This window comes from Chitinophaga varians (assembly GCF_014529945.1).
In the GTDB taxonomy this organism is placed as follows: domain Bacteria; phylum Bacteroidota; class Bacteroidia; order Chitinophagales; family Chitinophagaceae; genus Chitinophaga; species Chitinophaga varians.
In genome coordinates, this window is sequence record NZ_JACVFB010000008.1 from 74,054 (window position 1) to 91,103 (window position 17,050).

Genomic DNA, 17,050 nt, shown 5'->3' on the forward strand with positions numbered 1-17,050 from the left:
TATCACGATCCACCCCGCTCCCCTGCCTAATTTTGCTGGTATAAAAACAAGATGATATGAGCCAGCAACACGCCACTTTATTACAGTTCTTTGCTAACTGGTGTTATCCCTGCAAAGTACTGACGCCTATCGTTAACACGGTGGAAACAAACATGAGCGATCAGCTGCGTGTCAGCCGTATTGATATTGATCAGGAAGAAGACCTGGCAAGCCGTTTCCATATTATGGCCGTGCCTACCCTGGTGCTCATACAAGATAACCAGGAAATATGGCGCCATACCGGCGTTTTGTCTGAGCACGATTTAAAAACAGCGCTGGGATCAGCGCTGTCCGGCAAGCTATAAGTATCAATGGTTGGTTTCTGTTTATTCAGAAAACATAAGAAAAAAAGGTGGTTAAATACGGGGGAGCCGGTCACGGTACTCCCGTTTTTTTTACCTGTACCAGTGGCCATAGTGATGATGATGGTAATACGGGCGGTGGTAATATCCCGGGCGGTCATGGACCACCAGGCAGCTACTTAATCCTCCCACCAACACCAGCGCGATGACGATAAACTTTAACGTCTTCATAATCATAAACTTTTGTTGTGATGCATTGGCGGTTCCCTCAAACCCTGCAGCAGTTCGGGTTCCTGGAGGTAATCATGATAAAAGTGTGCCAGATTGAAAAGCGGAATGTTATTTAGTGTTAATGGTAACTGCCGGTGATCAGCAGTAAGGCAATGACCGGTATTGCAATTTTTATTTCAGAGGTTTTGCCGGCTATGGTTCATCCAACGGTCTTTCTATCCAACTCAGGCTATCCGGATACGGGATGGAGAATTCTTTGAAATTTTCATAAAACACCAACAGCCGGTTGTTGTCAATATCTCCTTCTTCGTAAACAACAGGAAGGCGTTTATCGATCAGCAGACGGCAACGCAGCGTAGATAAGCCCTCAACGACCTGCTCATGCTGATATAGTTTTCCATCAACATAAAAATAGTATAACAGTTTCACGCCGGGACTTTTGGGAAGAGAGAAGCCCATCACCGTTCCTTCCACCACCTTATGATGATGCTTTAACATATCGACTTTATGTGCATGGCGGAGACTTCCGTAGCAAGACAAAACCATCAGTGAGATGACTATCGCCACATGAAACACCGCCCTGTTATCGTCTGCCCACTCCTTCCACCGTTGATATCCCGAGCGTCTCATATTTTACTTTCTATTTCCGTTGATCATTTCATTCAGTACCCCTGTAATCCTTTCCAGATGGTTCTCTTCCCGCGCAACAGCCAGCGCTGATTTTTTCCCGCTATGGAGCACCGCTGACATATACCACACATTGTACGGCATCCGGAGCGTAGATTTTTTTCTCCTGATCATCTGGATATCATGGACATAAAAACGTTGTTCTGATGGAAGAAATAGTCTCCTCAGCGGGTTGAGTTTTCGAACGATCACTTCTTTGCTTTTCAGGTTGATACTTACGCTGCTCACGGCATCCAGATCAATCCACAAAACAACAACCAGGAACAACAACATGGCAGGATAAAAGAACCAGTCTATTCCTATTGTCCGGGTCTGCGAAATACGCCAGCTACAGAGCAACAATAATGTTATCATGATTGCCAGTGTGATGATTCTGCCGGGCGAAAATGAGGATACAATCGAGAGCTGATCAGCTTCCCGGGTCAATACAGGACTACCTGCCTGGTGTTTCCCCACAGACATCGACAATTTATCTACGGCTGTATTTTTCTTCATATAGCAAAGGGATTACGCATGAATTTTGATCTTCTCTGACAGCTGGGTATACAGTGTTTTCAAGACGGGAAACAGTGTTTGGGTATCTATCCCTATTTTCGCGGGCCTCTTTTTACCCCAGACAACATAATCACCGAGATAGTCAATAAAATACCAGATAACACCCTCTTCAAACAGCAACACCATTGGTTGATCATCTACCTGAATAACATAATCTTTCACCAGCCCTAAGGTGGTATAAATATCTCTTAGCAGTTCCCAACTCACCGGCTGTAACCCGGCGTTCTCCAGCAAGTCCAGGTCCAACACAGCGTATGGTTCATAGTCACCCAACCTCTCAACGGCCCACGTCTGCATCTCTATTTTATCAAATGGTTCATCCATCTGTAAAATGGCTGCGTACAGGTCATCCGGAGAAACAAACAGCAGTATGTTGTTTGCCGCGTCTATCAGCCATTTATCATCATAGGAGCCGTCCGACATATCTGCGCCCTGAACAGTATAGTACACTTTCCCGGAGAAATGTATCTCCATTAAAAATTTGTGGTGTTTTTCAGAAGTATCCTGATGGTCCATTTACGATCGTTTGTTTTTATACCCTTCCTGCTAAAATCTGATCACCAGGCAACCTATTTACCCAGCTTCTCCAGGGCCTGCTCTACGGTTGGCATAAAGCTGATGTGGCGGCCTTTGTTGCTTTCATAAATAAAATCACGGATACTTTTTCCGGGGTACTTTTCAAAAGTACCAACAATACTCAGTTGCATATGGTAGTTGATAAATTTTTGCAGCACTTCACCCGCAATACCGGTTTTCAGGTCAAAGAAGTCGGGGATGATATTCTTTTCGTGTATGATCACCTTGTCGAAATCCTGATAGTGCACATCCACAATCAGCTGCAAGGCTTCGTCGGGGTTATTGATCAGTATATTGTCTGAAATCACTTCAGCAATGCGTACAGTGCCGGTTTCATGAATGGCCAGGGTCATCTCTGTTTACTTTTTAACAGATAGCAAGATAGATTTTTTTTGGAAGATGCCCGAAAATACGCAACTTGCTCCTCTGTTAACCAGCCGCACCTCTGTGCCTGAAAGAAAATAATTGTGTCATGTCGCACCGTATCTACCTGTACAACCTGAACAACGAGGTAAACCGCCCCGTACCGGACGTTCCGGCGGAAGGCTCTCTTGAAAGCATATTACCTGTCATCGGCAGTCATGATAGTGACAGCATCACGCTGATGGAATGGAAATATGAGTTTCCCTTCTTTCTTCATCCGCTGTTTGCCGACAACCCTTATCTGGGCACGCCCGCCTATAACGGCCAAAACGGCGGTATCTATGCCGGTGCGCCGCAAGGTATTACTGCACTGAAAAGGCTATACGATTTTATCGATACCCATGCGGAGGTATTGACCGATGATCCGGCAGCGTTCCGGAGCGACAAACAACAGATCTTCGACTTTCTCGATAAAAAAATCGCGTATACCGGCTTTCACCTCGACGCGTGGGACGTATTCAACATGAGCGACGAGCCCCACGAAGCGCAGGCCGCCGAACTGCTGGAGCAGATCCGGAACACCAATGCAGCCATCGAAGCAGCGATAGCTGCCAACGACCCGTTGTTGCTCAACGAATGCCCGGATGTACAACAGAACCCTTATCACTTCAAAACCTTCCGGGATTTTTTCAGTACCAGCGCCTATCGCCACGGCTGGAACGTCATCCGGTCGGGCTATTACGAGCCTGTGGAAGAAGACTCCGACCAGGAAGCATTTACCGAAAATGGCTTTACGGGACTAAAGATTCATGGCGAAGTGGTGATTCCCGCCGAATACGACGAAGTATTTATTTTTCCGGAGCATGAGGACTTCGCGGTCGTTAACCGGGGAGGTAAATGGGGCTACGTAAACCGGCAGGGACAACTGGTTTCCGGGCTGGTCTATGACATGGCCGACGACGTAACAAATGGCCACGCCCTGGTAAAGTCGGGCGAACAATTTTATTTGTTGCTCCCCGGAGCACCTATTTCCGGCACAGGCTATGAAGATGTTTCCGTGCTTTCTGAAGAACCGCTGCTGTATGCCGCCTGCCGGCAAGGGCGCTATGGCGTCATCGATGCAGCAGGTCATCAGTTCCTGCCTTTTGCATTTACCCAGGACATAGAACTGCTCTATTATTCCGATATAAACCTGTTCGCTGCCCGACATGTGGAGACCCATGTCAGGCATTACTACACCCCGTCATTTACCCGCATAGGCGATGACAGTATCGACGAAGTAAGTCCGTTTGGCAGTTATAACAAAGGCACCTTATTTCAGTTTGTTCGCCGGAAACCACAGCCGCGCTATGGCCTCTTCACGGCAGACGGGAAAGAGCTGCTTCCTGTGATGTATGACGAACTGGAGGAGATAACAGGTGATGCCCTTGTGGTACGCCAGGGCGCAAACAGCGGTATATGGTCCGTTTCCCATGGCTGGCAGGTACCGCTCTCCCCCATCAGCCTCGACCCGATTCCCGGATACGCCTGTATTATCAACCAGGATGGCAAACAGGGCATCTATATCTCAGCCAACAAGATCATTCCACCGGTTTACGATACCATTGCCCGGGAGATCGTGTGGCAGGATAACGGCGACTGGCACACCATCGCGGTGAATACTGCGGGCGTTTTCTCCATCACCCATCAAAGTGAGGTAACGCAGCTGACAACGGCGGATATTGCTGCCATCCTCATTACGGATAACCGTTACCGTTATTCAGATGAACTAGTGAGCGTTCTTATACAACTGGCCGGCGATGACATTCCCGACGATCTCCTGTATCAAAAAGGTGCTGACGCGCTGGATGCACAACAATACGAAGATGCCATCCGCTACTATAAAAAAGCAGCCGGCAAAGGCAACAAAGACGCTATGAATGACCTGGGTTTCCTCTATGAGACCATCGACGGTTATATCGATGACATGGCGGCATTTGACTGGTACAGCCGTGGTGTTGCCGCCGGCTCCTCCCATGCTGCCAACGGGCTGGGCAACTGTTACCAACATGGTATCGGTACTTCGCCGGACATCCGCAGAGCGCTGGAACTATACCAGCAGGCCGCCTCACAGCATATACCCCATGCCAATTATAACCTCGGCATGCTGTATTATGAAGGTATCAAAGTGCCGAAAGACGATCACCAGGCACTGAAACATTTCGTATATGCGAGCAGGTTTGGGATCGACTGTTATAACTATATAGGCACCCTCTCTGAAGTGGCAGAAGACTATAAAAGCGCTGTAGATGCTTATCGCAGCGGTATTAAGAATAAAGATGAATATTGTGCGTTCAACATGGCCCGGTTGTATGAACTGGGGCTTGGCGTGAAACCCGACGCCCGTAAAGCGCTCTCCCACTATATGAAAGCAGTGGACTTCGGAATGGAGGACGCGCTTCTGGAGCTACGCCGTATGTATCTCTACAATGAAGACGTTAAAGACGAAGTCCGGGCTAAACAGTATGAACAACAGGCACGCGACGCCGGACTCGATATTCCCGAATAAAACATACAAAGGGCCGCCTGATCAGGCGGCCCTCCCATTATGATCAGATACCCCATCACGTTTTTTTCTCTGAATCGGATTCCGGAGGACTTTGTTGTTGTGTATCATCGGTAGTAGCGGGCTTTTCGGCCTGCTCTTCCGTAAAATCTGATTCTCCTTCTGTACCCAATAAATCGTCTTTGGAAAACGGGGGATCTGGTCGTTCGGTTACATCCTTTTCTTTATCCATCACAACATGCTTTTATGAGTGAAAGAATCCGTATGGAATGATAAACCCCAAATCTGTGCCAGCCGCAGCGGGCCGGGGCATTTCCGTTTATTTTGTTTCCGGATAATCGATCCCTGCCTTTCGCATCAGATCAAAGCCATATTGTATCAGCATCTCTATTACCGGCAGGGCCTCCTTTCCTTTCTCCGTTATCCGGTACTCTACCTTTGGCGGCGCTACCGGGAAAACGGTCCGCTCAATCATGCCCAATGTCTCCAGTTCCCTCAGTTGTGTGGTGAGCATCTTATGCGTGATATGTGGAATTTCACTCTTCAACTCCCCATAACGCAGCACTTTCTCCCGCAGCCTCCACAGTATCGGTATCTTCCAGGTACCACCGATATGATGCAGCGCATATTCCACCGGATTATAAAAAACCTTGTTATCTACAATAAATTCAGGCATATCAGGTTGTTAAATAACGATACTCTCCTAAAAGTAAGTATCACACTTAAAAGTATAAGACGAATTACTACTCTTGCCTGCCACAACTTTGCATAAATTTTTTTCTATGCAGACATACAACAGGCAGGTCAATGCAAATGTACAGGCTTATCTGGAAAGCGTAAATACCCACCGCGCTTCCACACCGGCAACAATAGCGACTTTCCGGCAGGCAACACTGGACGCGATGCCGGTGTGGAGCGGGGAAAAGACGGCCATTGCACAGGTAGTGCAACGGCAGGTCAACGCGAATGTAAGCGTTACGATCTATCGCCCTGGACCGGGGATACGGCCGGCCGTGCTCTATTTCCACGGCGGCGGATGGGTACGTGGCAGCGTGGCCACGCACGACTGGCTGTGCCGGAATCTTGCCGCGCAATCAGGTGTCACCGTCGTTTCAGTAGAATATCGTTTGTCACCCGAACATGTATTTCCCGCGGCTATAGATGATGGTTTTGACGCCTTGTTATGGTTACAGGCCCATGCCGCCTCCCTTGATATAGACGCACAACGTATCGCTATTGGCGGCGACAGCTCCGGTGGCAACATCGCTATCGCGACGCTGCTGCGCGCCAGAGAGGCGGGTATTGCCCTCGCAGCACAACTGCTGGTATACCCTCCCGTCAATGCCAGCTTCGACACCCATTCCTATATCACCTATGCAGAAGGGTATCACCTCACCCGCCAGACGATGCAGCACTGTTGGCAGTCTTACACCGGCCATGAAGAAAATGCCCGTCATCCATGGGCATCCGTGATCCAAAACAATTTCAGGGGATTACCGCCAGCATTGATTATTGCAGCAGAATGTGATCCACTGCGCGATGACGGCAGACAGCTGGCAGACCGATACACGGAAGACGGTGTACCGGTCCATTATTCACTGTATCCGGGCACTATCCATCCGTTCTTCCTCATGCCGGCACTGCTGCCGGAAGCGCGGGCAGCACAACGGGAGGCCGCGGCTTTCCTACGCAATGCACTGCAATAAATGTACGGCGGAACGATCCGTTCCGCCGGTACTTATGCCGGCCGATGCAACACAAAATAAGCTGCTTCCTTCTGGTCGCGCACAATATTATGCGGCGCCCTGCTGAAGCCGGCCTTCTCCAATACTTTCTGTGAACCAATATTATCCGGATGTGTCAGCGCTACCACATCGCGGGCACTGGTGTGCGTAAAACAATACGCTACCAGCGCTTTGCTCACGGTCGTGGCAATCCCTCTCCCCCAGTATGCCTTCGCCAGCGTATAGCCAATTTCCAGTTGACCGGGTACTTCCACAAAAGGCCTTGCGAGGCAGGTGCCTATAAAGTCGTTGGTCACCGCATCCCAGATACCCCAGCGGCTGAATAATCCTTTACGGTAATCTTCCAGCGCCACTGCGAATAATTGTCTGTAACGTTCCGGCGTATTAGGAGGCAGGTACCGCGCCACTTCCGGATCTGCCAGCAGGGCCAGGAACAAGTCCAGGTCTTCCGGCAAAAATTCACGGACGAGAATAGTGTCGTTCTTATATAATATACGCATGTTAATGGGTGTTATATTGTTGGCAATAGTTACCATGTCACTTTTGGTGGTTGGTGGAAATTTCGTATATTCATCCAGGTAATTACTCAGTCGAATAACCATCAGATCAATACAGTCCTTACAGCACCCACCAACTATTACCAAAGGTACATTATACTTTTTTACCACCTTCCATACGTCCATACTTATCAGGTCAACATATCTGTACCGTAAGTCATCCTGATAAACCCGCTGTAGGTATCCAGCGCAGGAAACCCGTGTCTATTCTTTATTTGTTCAACCTATAAAAAAAACCAACATGAAATCGCGATTAAGTTTCATCCTGGCCTTAAGCCTTAGTATGGCAGGATGTACCAAAAAAGTACAGGACCTTCCTGCTGACCAACCCCTTGACAACGTGCAACAGGCCGTCGGCCTGAAAGGCCAGAACCATCTGCTGCCCGGCGTAAACGAGTACCGGCTGCTCGTAAAGTTCAGGGCCGCTGCCATTCAGGATGTAGAAAAAAACCAACCCGTATTTGCAGCGCGGCAGGCGCCAACGGCCGCCACTACCTGGAGCGCCACTGCCGGCGACGTACAGGCGTATACGTATGAACAGGCCATCCCGCTCAGCCCTGAGGAGAAAACGGCACTGAAGCAGGGACGTCAGGCAGCACCGGCACCCGGTGCGTTCAACCGCTACGCTTTCAGAGGGCTGCTATATGTAAAAGAAGCCCCTGGCCTCTCTCCGGCGGAAGTGCTGAAGCTGGCCAACAGTTTTGAACAGCTGGACATCGTGGAGTATGCGGCTATTGAACCGGTGACCCCGCCACCGCCTCCCACGCCTGACTACACCGGTCAGCAGTACTACAAAGACTTTATTGACGCCAACAATCCTTCCATACGTGGTATCAATGCCACCTATGCCTGGTCTATCGGCGTTACCGGCTCCGGTATCCGGATCGCTGACATTGAATGGGGCTACAACAAAAACCATGAAGACCTGATCGGTGGCCGTAACCTGGAAGTGCTGCCGCCACCGGATGATCAGTATAAAGATCATGGCACCGCGGTGGTGAGCATACTGGCGGCGAAAAACAATGGTTTTGGCGTCACCGGCCTGGTGTATGGCGCCGACAGTGTGTACGTTATCTCGGAACGGGTAGCTGGCAGGCCTGCCGGCATCGCTGCCGGTCTGCGGCGGTTACGCCGCGGAGACGTGTTCCTGTATGAAATGCAAACGGGCGGTCAGGGCGGACAATATGTTCCGGCCGATTACAACCAGGCGGTATGGGACATTACCAAAACCGCCACCGATTCCGGTATTGTCATCGTGGCTGCCGGTGGCAATGGCAACCAGGACCTCGACGGCGCTTTCTACGCCAGCTATCGCGCCCGGGGCGACAATGGCGCCATCATCGTAGGCGCCGGTACTAAATCGCAGCAGAACAAAGCCAGCTTCTCCACCTATGGCAGCCCGGTACATGTACAGGGCTGGGGCGACTGGTCGGTGACCAGCGCAGGATACGGCACGCTGTATAATGGAGGCCCCAATGCCACCTATGCCAACGGCTTCTCCGGCACCTCCTCCGCCACGCCCATTGTGGCCTCGGCCGTGGTGGCCGTGCAATCATGGTATAAAGCCCGCACCGGCACGGTACTATCGCCACGGGCTATACGTAATTTGCTGATCAATACCGGTTCACCGCAAGGCACCGGCGGCCACATAGGGCCGCTCCCTAATATTAAGGCGGCGATAGAATCGCTGCTGGCAACCGGCTTATCAGCCACCGCCAGACGTTATTGAGATCGTCTATAAAAGCAACAACCCGCTGTACACAGCGGGTTGTTGCTCACTATAAATTGTTCTTTCTGCCTATTCTGTTGCATAAAACGATGCATGATACTGCACCGTGCCCGTAGGCACTATTCCCTCAAAAGCCAATACCTGAAAGTATTCTGCCGGCGCTTCGGGATACAGCAGCCCGGCGTCTGCTCTAAAACCAAACCGTCCGTAATAGGCCGGCTCTCCCAGCACCACGCAGCCTTTGGCGCCCAACTGTCTCAACTCCGCAAGCGCCGCTTTGATCAGTGCCGAACCAACGCCTGTCCCCTGCCGTTCCGGGAGAACAGATACAGGGCCCAGTCCGAACCATCCGGGCTCGCCTGAAGATATCTCCACCGGAGAAATGGCCACATGGCCTATCAATGTTTCGTTTTCTTCCGCCACCAGCGACAGGGTTAGTTGCCCACTGGCCCGCAGTGCGCGGATGATAAACTGTTCGGTACCGCTGGCATGGGCCGCAGAGAGGAAAGCCGCTTTGGTTACGGTATCAATTTGTGGGATATCGGATATTTTTTCTTTTCGGAGGATATATGTGTTTGTATTCATTGCCGGATAATAATTATCCTGATGCCTCGTTGGACCAACCAGGCATAACAGGTGTGTATAAATGTTTTTCCTTAAAAAGTGCGTATGCAATTACCGGCGGAGCGCCGGCAATTACGCTATGACAATATCCAGCATTCGACAAAGGTAAGAAAAAATTACTCCCAATATTTTGCGCCCTGTGCGTGGTATAACCGAAGCAGGAAGTCTTGCAGGGAATCAGCCACCCGGGGCCAGTCAGCACGGGCATACAGCGGCAGACAAACATAAATAGCGCCACGACCGTCGGCCATCAGTAATTCGGTATCACCATAAAAACCGCCGAACACCAGGTCATCCGCGAGGATGTCCTGACTTCGGATAGCCCGCTGCCGGGCTGTTTCTGCCAGCGTGGCGGCAGGTGAATATATAACCACCCCCCACTGACCGTACGTTTCGTCCTTAAATAAATCCGCCTGTGCGGATATTTTCCAAAACTGTAGCAGTTCAGCAGCCGAAGCGGGAAAATCTTTCATCGTGGCTTCCTCCCACCATCCTTCGTCAAAACTGCACCGCAAAAGAAAAGGGCACGCCGTTCCGAAATGCACCGCCTCTCTGGCCGTCTGCCAGTCCCGTTTTATCTTGTCTGTTATCGCTGTCAGATTATTCATCAGCATGGTTTCCTACGCAAATTTATTTGGTAAATTTGAAATATGATCTACCGCCTCCTGTTTATACTCCTGTTCCTGCCAACAACGCCGCCCGGCAAAAAAGTAATTTCCGGCCGTCTGGACACCAACAAACCTAAGGATTATGAAGCATCACTTTCTCAGATCGTCCTGAAAAATAAAGGGAAAGTTATCGGAAGGAGCAACATTACCCGGCAGGGTGAATTCATATCTACGATCTTTGACCGCAGGCCTGAGCAGGTAGATATTCTCTATACTGAATTTGGTATGGACGCTGAGATGTACCTTCAGCATATTAATCTGACTAATACAACAGACACCTTGCGCCTTACGCTTCCTATTCCTGTGCCTGTCGCAACAGACGGTGCCGGCAGCGCTATTTGCCCAAAATGCAACAAGGCGGATAAAACAAGGGAAGTGGTTTCGGGGCGTATACAAAGATCTACCTATGGACCACACTGGCGCTGTAACAGAGACAATATCTTTTTTTAGGCAGATACCTGCAACACAAATATCACTGATACCGGCGCCTGTGTTTCCGGATGTACCGGCTCCGCTAATTGTTGGAGGGTCAGGCCTGCTTCTGTAAACAACCGTATCCAGTCTTCCAGCGTTCTGAAATACCACGGATAGGGCTGTACGAATTCGCGTTTCATCCCGTTCCAGCTGCCCTCCTTCCATCCGGAGATATAAGGCTCCTGCCGCGCAATCACCAGCGGATGCAGGGTCTGGATAAACAGCAGCCCGTTGTCGGCCACCACCCTGCGGATGTTTTTCACTAATGCTTCCGTGTCGGTCTGGTCCAGCAGCGCGAAATTGATAACCGCCGCATCAAATTTTTTGTCTACCGTGTACATTCCGGTGGCGATATCCTGGAAACTGGCCACCTCATAGGTCCCTCCGCCTTTTTCCAGCGCATTGCCGATCAATGCCGCTACCGTGTCTACGCCGGAGGCCCTGAGGCCTTTGTTGTGCAGCGCACGCGTCAGCCACCCTTCGCCGCAACCGATATCCAGTACCGACACCAGCGGGTAGCTGGTTATCGTGCGGACAATCGCCTCGTTGGTAACAAGTATCCGGGATTCTATTTCTCCATGATCGATAGTCGCTATCCACTGATCTGCATTGGCATGCCAGGAAGCAATGATACGGTTGCCCTCACTCATAACGGGTAGATTTAAAGTACCTAAGTTACTCTTTTAAAAAAACTGGACCACCTGCATTTATGGAATCTGGACCAGACACCTCCCCCAGCAACCCGGTACCTTTGGGTCGCAATTATGCAATTAACACAATCCGTACATCATGGCAAAAGCAGTTTTTTATCATGCAGGTTGTCCTGTATGCGTTAGCGCAGAACAAGATATTTTAAACCTGATTCCGAAGGAAACCGTAGCGGTTATTCACCTGGGCACGGACAAATCACAGATCGGGCAGGCAGCAGCGGCAGGTGTAAAATCCGTTCCGGCACTGGTTTTAGCCAACGGAAACGTGCTACACATTAACTTTGGGGCGTCTATTGACGACCTGAAGTAATAAAAGCTCCTGATGGTCCGGCACCATCAGGAGCATTGCTCATCATCAAAACTGCCTGCCGACGCCATGAACATTTACGATCTTATTATCACGGACAAAGAAACCACCCGGCTGGATGAGGTGTTCCTGCATGAAGAGAAAAGGAAAGCCATCGAACAGCTGATCAAAGAACATTATTACGTGGAAGCATTACAGCAGTATGGCCTTCCGGTCAATAATAAAATACTGCTGCACGGCGCTTCCGGCTGCGGTAAAACCACCACCGCCAAAGCGATCGCTCACGCACTGGGCAAACCGTTGTTCATCCTGAATCTCAGCAATATCATCTGCGCCCGCATCGGAGAAACTTCTCAGAACATCAAAGCGGTATTCGACAAGGCAGCCCGTGAAAAAGCGGTGTTATTTTTAGATGAGTTCGACCAGATCGGGAAAGCCCGCGGCAACGACGACCGCGACGTAGGGGAAATGAGACGCCTTGTCAATACGCTCATTCAGCTGATCGACTATTTCCCCGAGAAAGCGCTGCTGCTCTGCGCCACCAACCACGTGGATATTATCGACAAAGCGCTCATCAGAAGGTTTCAGCTCAATATTCCGTTTGAGATGCCTTCCACAGCGGAGTTAAACATCTATTACGATACGCTGTTGTCCCGCTTTCCGGAGCATATGCGGCATATACAACGGAAAACAGGCATCTCCTTCGCAGAAGCCAAAGACGATGTTTTCACCCAGGTAAAAGCCGCACTGATTGCCCAGCTGGAGACAACAGCCAAAAATGTGGACGCATGAGTGAGGAAATATTATACAATCTCCAAAAAATCAACAACAGAATACAACAGGCTTGTATCAACAGTCGGCGGAGCACCGGCAGCGTCAAACTGCTGCTGGCCACCAAAACCGTACCCGCCGAACGGATCAAAATTGCGCTGGGTACCGGACACCGGCTGATGGCAGAAAACAAGGTACAGGAGCTGAAAGAAAAATACGAGGCCTTAAAAGCAGTCCCGCATGAAAACCATTTCATCGGACATCTGCAAACCAATAAAATCAAAGATCTCCTGAAATATGATGTCACCTGTATCCAGTCGATGGACCGCCTCGATCTCGCAGAAAAACTGCACCAGCGGCTGCTTGCGGAGAACAGGCAGCTGGATGTGCTGATACAGGTGAACACTTCCGGAGAAGAGAGCAAATTCGGTATCGCGCCGGAGGGTGCCCTACAGCTGGTGGAACAGGTATCTCATCTGAGCACGCTGCAGATAAAAGGACTGATGACCATCGGGCTGCTGAGCGCAGAAACCGAAAAAGTAAGGCAGTGTTTCCGACTGCTGAAATCACTGCAGCAGCAGATCATTACCGCCGCCATTCCCCGCGTGGCCATGGACGAGCTTTCCATGGGCATGAGCGGCGATCTGGAAACAGCTATTGAAGAAGGGGCTACCATTGTTCGTGTAGGCACGGCCGTATTTGGCCAGCGGCCCACCCCCGACGGTTACTATTGGAATGAGTCGATGGAGGTAAGATGACGGATAACTCAAACACTAAATCATAAGAAATGGTACAAATTGTAAAAGCAGGGATGGAACATCTCGACGAATTCGCGGAATTGTTTAACAGCTATCGCATTTTTTATCGTCAGCCGTCAGACCTCGAAAAGGGGAAAAATTTCTTACGGGAAAGGATAGCCAACGGAGAATCAGATACCTTCCTGGCCCTGGCAGATGGTAAAGCCGTAGGGTTTGCCCAGCTCTACTCCCTCTTTCATTACAAAAAGCTCGAGCGTCAATGGCTGTTGAGCGATCTTTTTGTTGACCCCCATTACAGAGGCCGCGGCATTTCGGTGATAATCATCGACCGCTGCAAAGCTTTCTGCGATGAAACCAACGCCTGTGGCCTGCTGCTGGAAACAGAAAAAACCAACGCTATCGGCAATCAGTTATACCCCAAAACAGGATTTGAAGTGGACAATGATCACCATTATTACAACTGGTGGAAAGCATAGTTGGATGTATTTCCGGGGTAATGCGTTGTTACCCCGGAAATTAAATTCCCCTTAGCAACCGCGGGAGCAAAGCATGCTGTGTACGGGGTCACAGGGATTTTCCGTCAGCGGATCAGACATCCGGCGACCTGCCACATCTCCTGCTTGCAGCGTGTTCAATCGCGCTACAATTTTCTTGCTTAAAACGAGCTTTTGCAAATGCATTTTCTTTTTCATGGCTTTTCAATTTGAGACATTAGAGAAACGAGTGCACTATTAAGTTACATCATAATTCCCCGCCATTGTATCCCGTAAAAATGGGATTTTTCTGCTGCCGCGGATACCGTTAACTTTGGGGCTTATCTTATCTCTCCCATGCAGGAAAAGCTGAGGCAACATATCGAAAAAATAGTCTCCCTGACTGACGAAGAGTTTGCATTTGTAAACAGCCATTTCACCGTCAAAAGCGCAAAGAAAAAGGAGTTTCTCTTTCAGACCGGTGAAAGTGTCCGGTATTCCTATTTTGTTGTTTCAGGACTGTTAACCCTGATCTATCATGATGATACCGGGAAACAACACATTGTTTCCTTTGCCATGGAAGACTGGTGGGAAAGCGACTACGAAGCTTATTTCCGGCAAACCAAAGCCGGCATGTCGCTGCAATGCCTGGAAGACACGGAAGTATACTGCCTCACCCTGGAAGGATACAGGAGCCTGTGCGCCGGCCTTCAAAAGATGGAACATTTTTTTCTGCAGAAAGCCAATGGCGGCCATATCGGTTCACAGCGCCGCATACTCTCCTTCCTCACCTCCAACGCCAAACAGCGCTACGAGCAGCTGCTGGAGCGATATCCGGCACTGCTGCAGCGCGTTCCCAAAACGCTGCTGGCCTCCTACCTCGGCGTGTCCCGCGAAACCCTCAGCCGACTGGGGCAATCATCCTAGCCTTATTTTCGGCCGTTTCAAAATAGTGAGGTTTGTCACACGAAAAAAAAGACGCGCTGCCCACTTTTGCAGCGTATACTTTTTTTAATCGTGGCGCCGCTTCTATGGCCCATATCAAACTATTACATCATGGAGAAAAGAATCATTAATCCCTGGACCTGGCAGAACGAACGCGGTTATGTACAGGCAGTGGAAGTAAAACAGGCAAACGGCACGCTTTATTGCGCCGGGCAGGCGGCAGTACTTCCGGATGGCACCTCCTCATCCGCTGATATGCAGACGCAGCTGCATATTGCGCTGCAAAACCTGGAACAGGTGATTCATCTGGCAGGATATGCCTGTAGCGGCATTGTACGCCTCACCGTTTACACGACGTCTTCTGAAACATTTGTGAATACCTGCTTTGAGGCATATAAGGAATGGGCGGCCAAACACGGCGTACAAACAGCTGTGACGCTGATGGAGGTTAACGCACTTTTTGAGACGTTAAATATAGAATTTGAAGCCACCGTAGTGATGTAGGGATTTTTTCATTTAGTCATTTAGTCATTTTTTCATTTGGAGAAATGACTAAATGACTAAATGACTAAATGATTAAATAATATCACCAGGTGAATTTAGTCAGATTAACCGTCCCGCTCATATTCAGGTTGTTCAGCGAGCAGAAATCAGCGCTTAGCTCTTTCAGTTTCCGGAGCCCGTATATTTTCAATACGGTCATTGTTCTGTTTTTGTACACGCTCAATTCCTCCAGATCTTTTAAAGGCGTGGCGTTCAACTCCTCCAACAGGTTGTTGTCCAGCCGCAATTTTTTGATGGCATTGGAGCCTTTGAAACGGAAGGAAGTCATCATATTGTCGTTCAGCTGACACTCTTCCAGTAACGGGTGCCCACTCACATCCCCCACATTGATGGTGTTGTTGTTCAGTTGCAGCTCTTTGAGCTTCGGCAGGCCGCTCAGGTCTATGGCGGAGAGTTTGTTGTATGGCGCATAAAGCGTCACCAGGTTCGTACAGCCTTTTACGTTAAGGCTTTGCAGTTGATTGTTCCAGCCATAGACGGCCCTTAGTTTGGTCATCCCGGAGAGATCGGCGTCCCTGATCTCGTTGTCGTAAAAACCAAACTCCTCCAGGTTAGCGAAACTTTTGATACCATACAGGTTGTTGATGTGGAACTTGTTGACATACAGTTTCGTGACTTTCAGGGCTTCTGACACCTGGATTTCGCCATCATCGTTCAGGTCGACTCCTTGTTCGATGAGTGCTTTTTTGAAATTTTCGTCCCGCATTTTGACGTTTTGTGCCAAGGCCGCCTGAGCCGTCAATAACAGGCATATAGAGAGATGGATGAAGCTTTTTTTCATGATACTATCTTAATCGTTAGAGATCACGGCTGACATTTTGCCGTCACTGGTTACGTCTACGATACCAGACACTTCCTGCTCTACCGCATACTTATAGGTATACGAGGTGTAGGTAGGTATGGAATATACTATGTTCCCATAGCCGTTATACGCTGTTTCCCTGCCGGTTTGCACCTGATACTGATAACTTTTCTCATAGTCTATCCAGGTTACGATGTAGTATTTGCCTGGTTTCAGGTCCCTGAATTCGAAATGGCCGTTTTCATCTATCACCCTCCCTTCGATGTGATAACTGAACACCGTATTGCTCATGGTAGCCACCTTTTTACCTTTCCGGTACTTTTTCTGCAGCTCCAGGAACTCGGTCAGATAAGGGGTTACGGGATATAGCTGGATACGGTCCCCCTGCCAGGGATAATAGGTCCGCCCTTTCTTTTTCAGTTTGGCCAGCCCCTGAATAGTGGCTTTCCCGTCTTCCATCTGACTGGCCACTTCAGCCTCATTAAAAGCAGCGGTGGGGAAAATGTATTCAGGTGTTTTTTGGGCAGATACGCCGGAAGCGCCGGCCACCAGGAGCCCCGCCACCATACATATCCGCCGGATACAGCAATGCATAGCTTCTTTATTTGGATTTATCAATAACTGG

At 49.6% G+C, this 17,050-nt stretch carries 25 protein-coding genes; 11 read left to right on the forward strand and 14 right to left on the reverse strand.

What is annotated here, in order from left to right; translation table 11 throughout:
- Window positions 1–56: 56 nt before the first annotated feature.
- Window positions 57–344: a thioredoxin family protein gene (locus ICL55_RS31225; RefSeq protein WP_188105203.1), complete on the forward strand. Its 288-nt coding sequence runs from the start codon at window positions 57–59 to the stop codon at window positions 342–344.
- Between the two features lie 90 nt (window positions 345–434).
- Here the strand turns inward: ICL55_RS31225 and ICL55_RS31230 are convergent, their stop codons facing one another.
- From ICL55_RS31230 to ICL55_RS31250, 5 genes are all read right to left on the reverse strand, one after another.
- Entirely contained in the window at window positions 435–572 is a 138-nt protein-coding gene (locus ICL55_RS31230) for a hypothetical protein (protein ID WP_169227743.1), read from the reverse strand.
- Window positions 573–764: 192 nt separating this feature from the next.
- Window positions 765–1,202, reverse strand: coding sequence for a hypothetical protein (locus ICL55_RS31235; protein ID WP_188105207.1), 438 nt, complete (start codon window positions 1,200–1,202; stop codon window positions 765–767).
- Between the two features lie 3 nt (window positions 1,203–1,205).
- The gene (locus ICL55_RS31240) at window positions 1,206–1,754 is read right to left on the reverse strand and encodes a hypothetical protein (protein WP_188105209.1); all 549 of its coding nucleotides are present in this window, start codon (window positions 1,752–1,754) and stop codon (window positions 1,206–1,208) included.
- Between the two features lie 12 nt (window positions 1,755–1,766).
- Window positions 1,767–2,330: a hypothetical protein gene (locus ICL55_RS31245; RefSeq protein WP_188105211.1), complete on the reverse strand. Its 564-nt coding sequence runs from the start codon at window positions 2,328–2,330 to the stop codon at window positions 1,767–1,769.
- Window positions 2,331–2,383: 53 nt separating this feature from the next.
- Complete coding sequence (locus ICL55_RS31250) at window positions 2,384–2,743, reverse strand: DUF4180 domain-containing protein (protein WP_188105213.1); 360 nt, start codon at window positions 2,741–2,743, stop codon at window positions 2,384–2,386.
- Between the two features lie 119 nt (window positions 2,744–2,862).
- Between ICL55_RS31250 and ICL55_RS31255 the strand changes: the two genes are divergently transcribed.
- Complete coding sequence (locus ICL55_RS31255) at window positions 2,863–5,301, forward strand: SEL1-like repeat protein (RefSeq protein WP_188105215.1); 2,439 nt, start codon at window positions 2,863–2,865, stop codon at window positions 5,299–5,301.
- Window positions 5,302–5,356: 55 nt separating this feature from the next.
- On the opposite strand, the gene ICL55_RS31260 is transcribed toward ICL55_RS31255, so the two are convergent.
- Window positions 5,357–5,530, reverse strand: coding sequence for a hypothetical protein (locus ICL55_RS31260; RefSeq protein WP_188105218.1), 174 nt, complete (start codon window positions 5,528–5,530; stop codon window positions 5,357–5,359).
- A gap of 87 nt (window positions 5,531–5,617) precedes the next feature.
- On the reverse strand, window positions 5,618–5,974 hold the full coding sequence (locus ICL55_RS31265; protein WP_188105221.1) for a winged helix-turn-helix transcriptional regulator: 357 nt from the start codon (window positions 5,972–5,974) through the stop codon (window positions 5,618–5,620).
- A 106-nt stretch (window positions 5,975–6,080) separates the two neighbouring features.
- On the opposite strand from ICL55_RS31265, the gene ICL55_RS31270 reads away from it, so the two are divergent.
- Window positions 6,081–7,004 carry an alpha/beta hydrolase gene (locus tag ICL55_RS31270; RefSeq protein ID WP_188105223.1) on the forward strand — a complete coding sequence of 308 codons (924 nt, stop codon included), beginning with the start codon at window positions 6,081–6,083 and terminating at the stop codon, window positions 7,002–7,004.
- A gap of 32 nt (window positions 7,005–7,036) precedes the next feature.
- Here ICL55_RS31270 and ICL55_RS31275 read toward each other — a convergent pair whose 3' ends face one another.
- A complete protein-coding gene (locus ICL55_RS31275) occupies window positions 7,037–7,543 on the reverse strand; it encodes a GNAT family N-acetyltransferase (protein ID WP_223151657.1) in 507 nt (168 codons plus the stop codon).
- A 298-nt stretch (window positions 7,544–7,841) separates the two neighbouring features.
- Here ICL55_RS31275 and ICL55_RS31280 point away from each other — a divergent pair, with 298 nt between their 5' ends.
- Complete coding sequence (locus ICL55_RS31280) at window positions 7,842–9,329, forward strand: S8 family serine peptidase (protein ID WP_188105225.1); 1,488 nt, start codon at window positions 7,842–7,844, stop codon at window positions 9,327–9,329.
- A gap of 69 nt (window positions 9,330–9,398) precedes the next feature.
- Here ICL55_RS31280 and ICL55_RS31285 read toward each other — a convergent pair whose 3' ends face one another.
- Window positions 9,399–9,914 carry a GNAT family N-acetyltransferase gene (locus tag ICL55_RS31285; protein ID WP_188105227.1) on the reverse strand — a complete coding sequence of 172 codons (516 nt, stop codon included), beginning with the start codon at window positions 9,912–9,914 and terminating at the stop codon, window positions 9,399–9,401.
- A gap of 155 nt (window positions 9,915–10,069) precedes the next feature.
- Window positions 10,070–10,567 carry a hypothetical protein gene (locus tag ICL55_RS31290; protein ID WP_188105229.1) on the reverse strand — a complete coding sequence of 166 codons (498 nt, stop codon included), beginning with the start codon at window positions 10,565–10,567 and terminating at the stop codon, window positions 10,070–10,072.
- A 36-nt stretch (window positions 10,568–10,603) separates the two neighbouring features.
- On the opposite strand from ICL55_RS31290, the gene ICL55_RS31295 reads away from it, so the two are divergent.
- Complete coding sequence (locus tag ICL55_RS31295; RefSeq protein WP_188105231.1) at window positions 10,604–11,071, forward strand: hypothetical protein; 468 nt, start codon at window positions 10,604–10,606, stop codon at window positions 11,069–11,071.
- On the opposite strand, the gene ICL55_RS31300 is transcribed toward ICL55_RS31295, so the two are convergent.
- Entirely contained in the window at window positions 11,068–11,745 is a 678-nt protein-coding gene (locus ICL55_RS31300) for a class I SAM-dependent methyltransferase (protein ID WP_188105233.1), read from the reverse strand. The genes ICL55_RS31295 and ICL55_RS31300 overlap by 4 nt on opposite strands.
- 139 nt (window positions 11,746–11,884) lie before the next feature.
- Between ICL55_RS31300 and ICL55_RS31305 the strand changes: the two genes are divergently transcribed.
- From ICL55_RS31305 to ICL55_RS31320, 4 genes are all read left to right on the forward strand, one after another.
- Window positions 11,885–12,115, forward strand: a complete 231-nt coding sequence (locus ICL55_RS31305) for a thioredoxin domain-containing protein (RefSeq protein WP_188105236.1) — start codon at window positions 11,885–11,887, stop codon at window positions 12,113–12,115.
- Window positions 12,116–12,181: 66 nt separating this feature from the next.
- Window positions 12,182–12,904 (forward strand): AAA family ATPase, encoded by a 723-nt coding sequence (locus tag ICL55_RS31310; protein ID WP_188105238.1) that lies wholly within the window; start codon window positions 12,182–12,184, stop codon window positions 12,902–12,904.
- Window positions 12,901–13,641: a YggS family pyridoxal phosphate-dependent enzyme gene (locus tag ICL55_RS31315; protein ID WP_188105240.1), complete on the forward strand. Its 741-nt coding sequence runs from the start codon at window positions 12,901–12,903 to the stop codon at window positions 13,639–13,641. Before ICL55_RS31310 ends, ICL55_RS31315 begins: the two co-directional genes overlap by 4 nt.
- 29 nt (window positions 13,642–13,670) lie before the next feature.
- A complete protein-coding gene (locus ICL55_RS31320) occupies window positions 13,671–14,117 on the forward strand; it encodes a GNAT family N-acetyltransferase (protein WP_188105242.1) in 447 nt (148 codons plus the stop codon).
- Window positions 14,118–14,168: 51 nt separating this feature from the next.
- On the opposite strand, the gene ICL55_RS31325 is transcribed toward ICL55_RS31320, so the two are convergent.
- Entirely contained in the window at window positions 14,169–14,333 is a 165-nt protein-coding gene (locus tag ICL55_RS31325; RefSeq protein ID WP_188105245.1) for a class I lanthipeptide, read from the reverse strand.
- A gap of 138 nt (window positions 14,334–14,471) precedes the next feature.
- Between ICL55_RS31325 and ICL55_RS31330 the strand changes: the two genes are divergently transcribed.
- Both ICL55_RS31330 and ICL55_RS31335 read left to right on the forward strand, forming a co-directional pair.
- Window positions 14,472–15,041 (forward strand): Crp/Fnr family transcriptional regulator, encoded by a 570-nt coding sequence (locus ICL55_RS31330; protein ID WP_188105247.1) that lies wholly within the window; start codon window positions 14,472–14,474, stop codon window positions 15,039–15,041.
- 129 nt (window positions 15,042–15,170) lie between these two features.
- On the forward strand, window positions 15,171–15,563 hold the full coding sequence (locus tag ICL55_RS31335; RefSeq protein WP_188105249.1) for a RidA family protein: 393 nt from the start codon (window positions 15,171–15,173) through the stop codon (window positions 15,561–15,563).
- Window positions 15,564–15,645: 82 nt separating this feature from the next.
- Here ICL55_RS31335 and ICL55_RS31340 read toward each other — a convergent pair whose 3' ends face one another.
- Together ICL55_RS31340 and ICL55_RS31345 are read right to left on the reverse strand one after the other, a co-directional pair.
- Window positions 15,646–16,404, reverse strand: a complete 759-nt coding sequence (locus ICL55_RS31340; protein WP_188105251.1) for a leucine-rich repeat domain-containing protein — start codon at window positions 16,402–16,404, stop codon at window positions 15,646–15,648.
- 9 nt (window positions 16,405–16,413) lie between these two features.
- Entirely contained in the window at window positions 16,414–17,019 is a 606-nt protein-coding gene (locus tag ICL55_RS31345) for a hypothetical protein (RefSeq protein WP_188105254.1), read from the reverse strand.
- Window positions 17,020–17,050 lie beyond the last annotated feature (31 nt).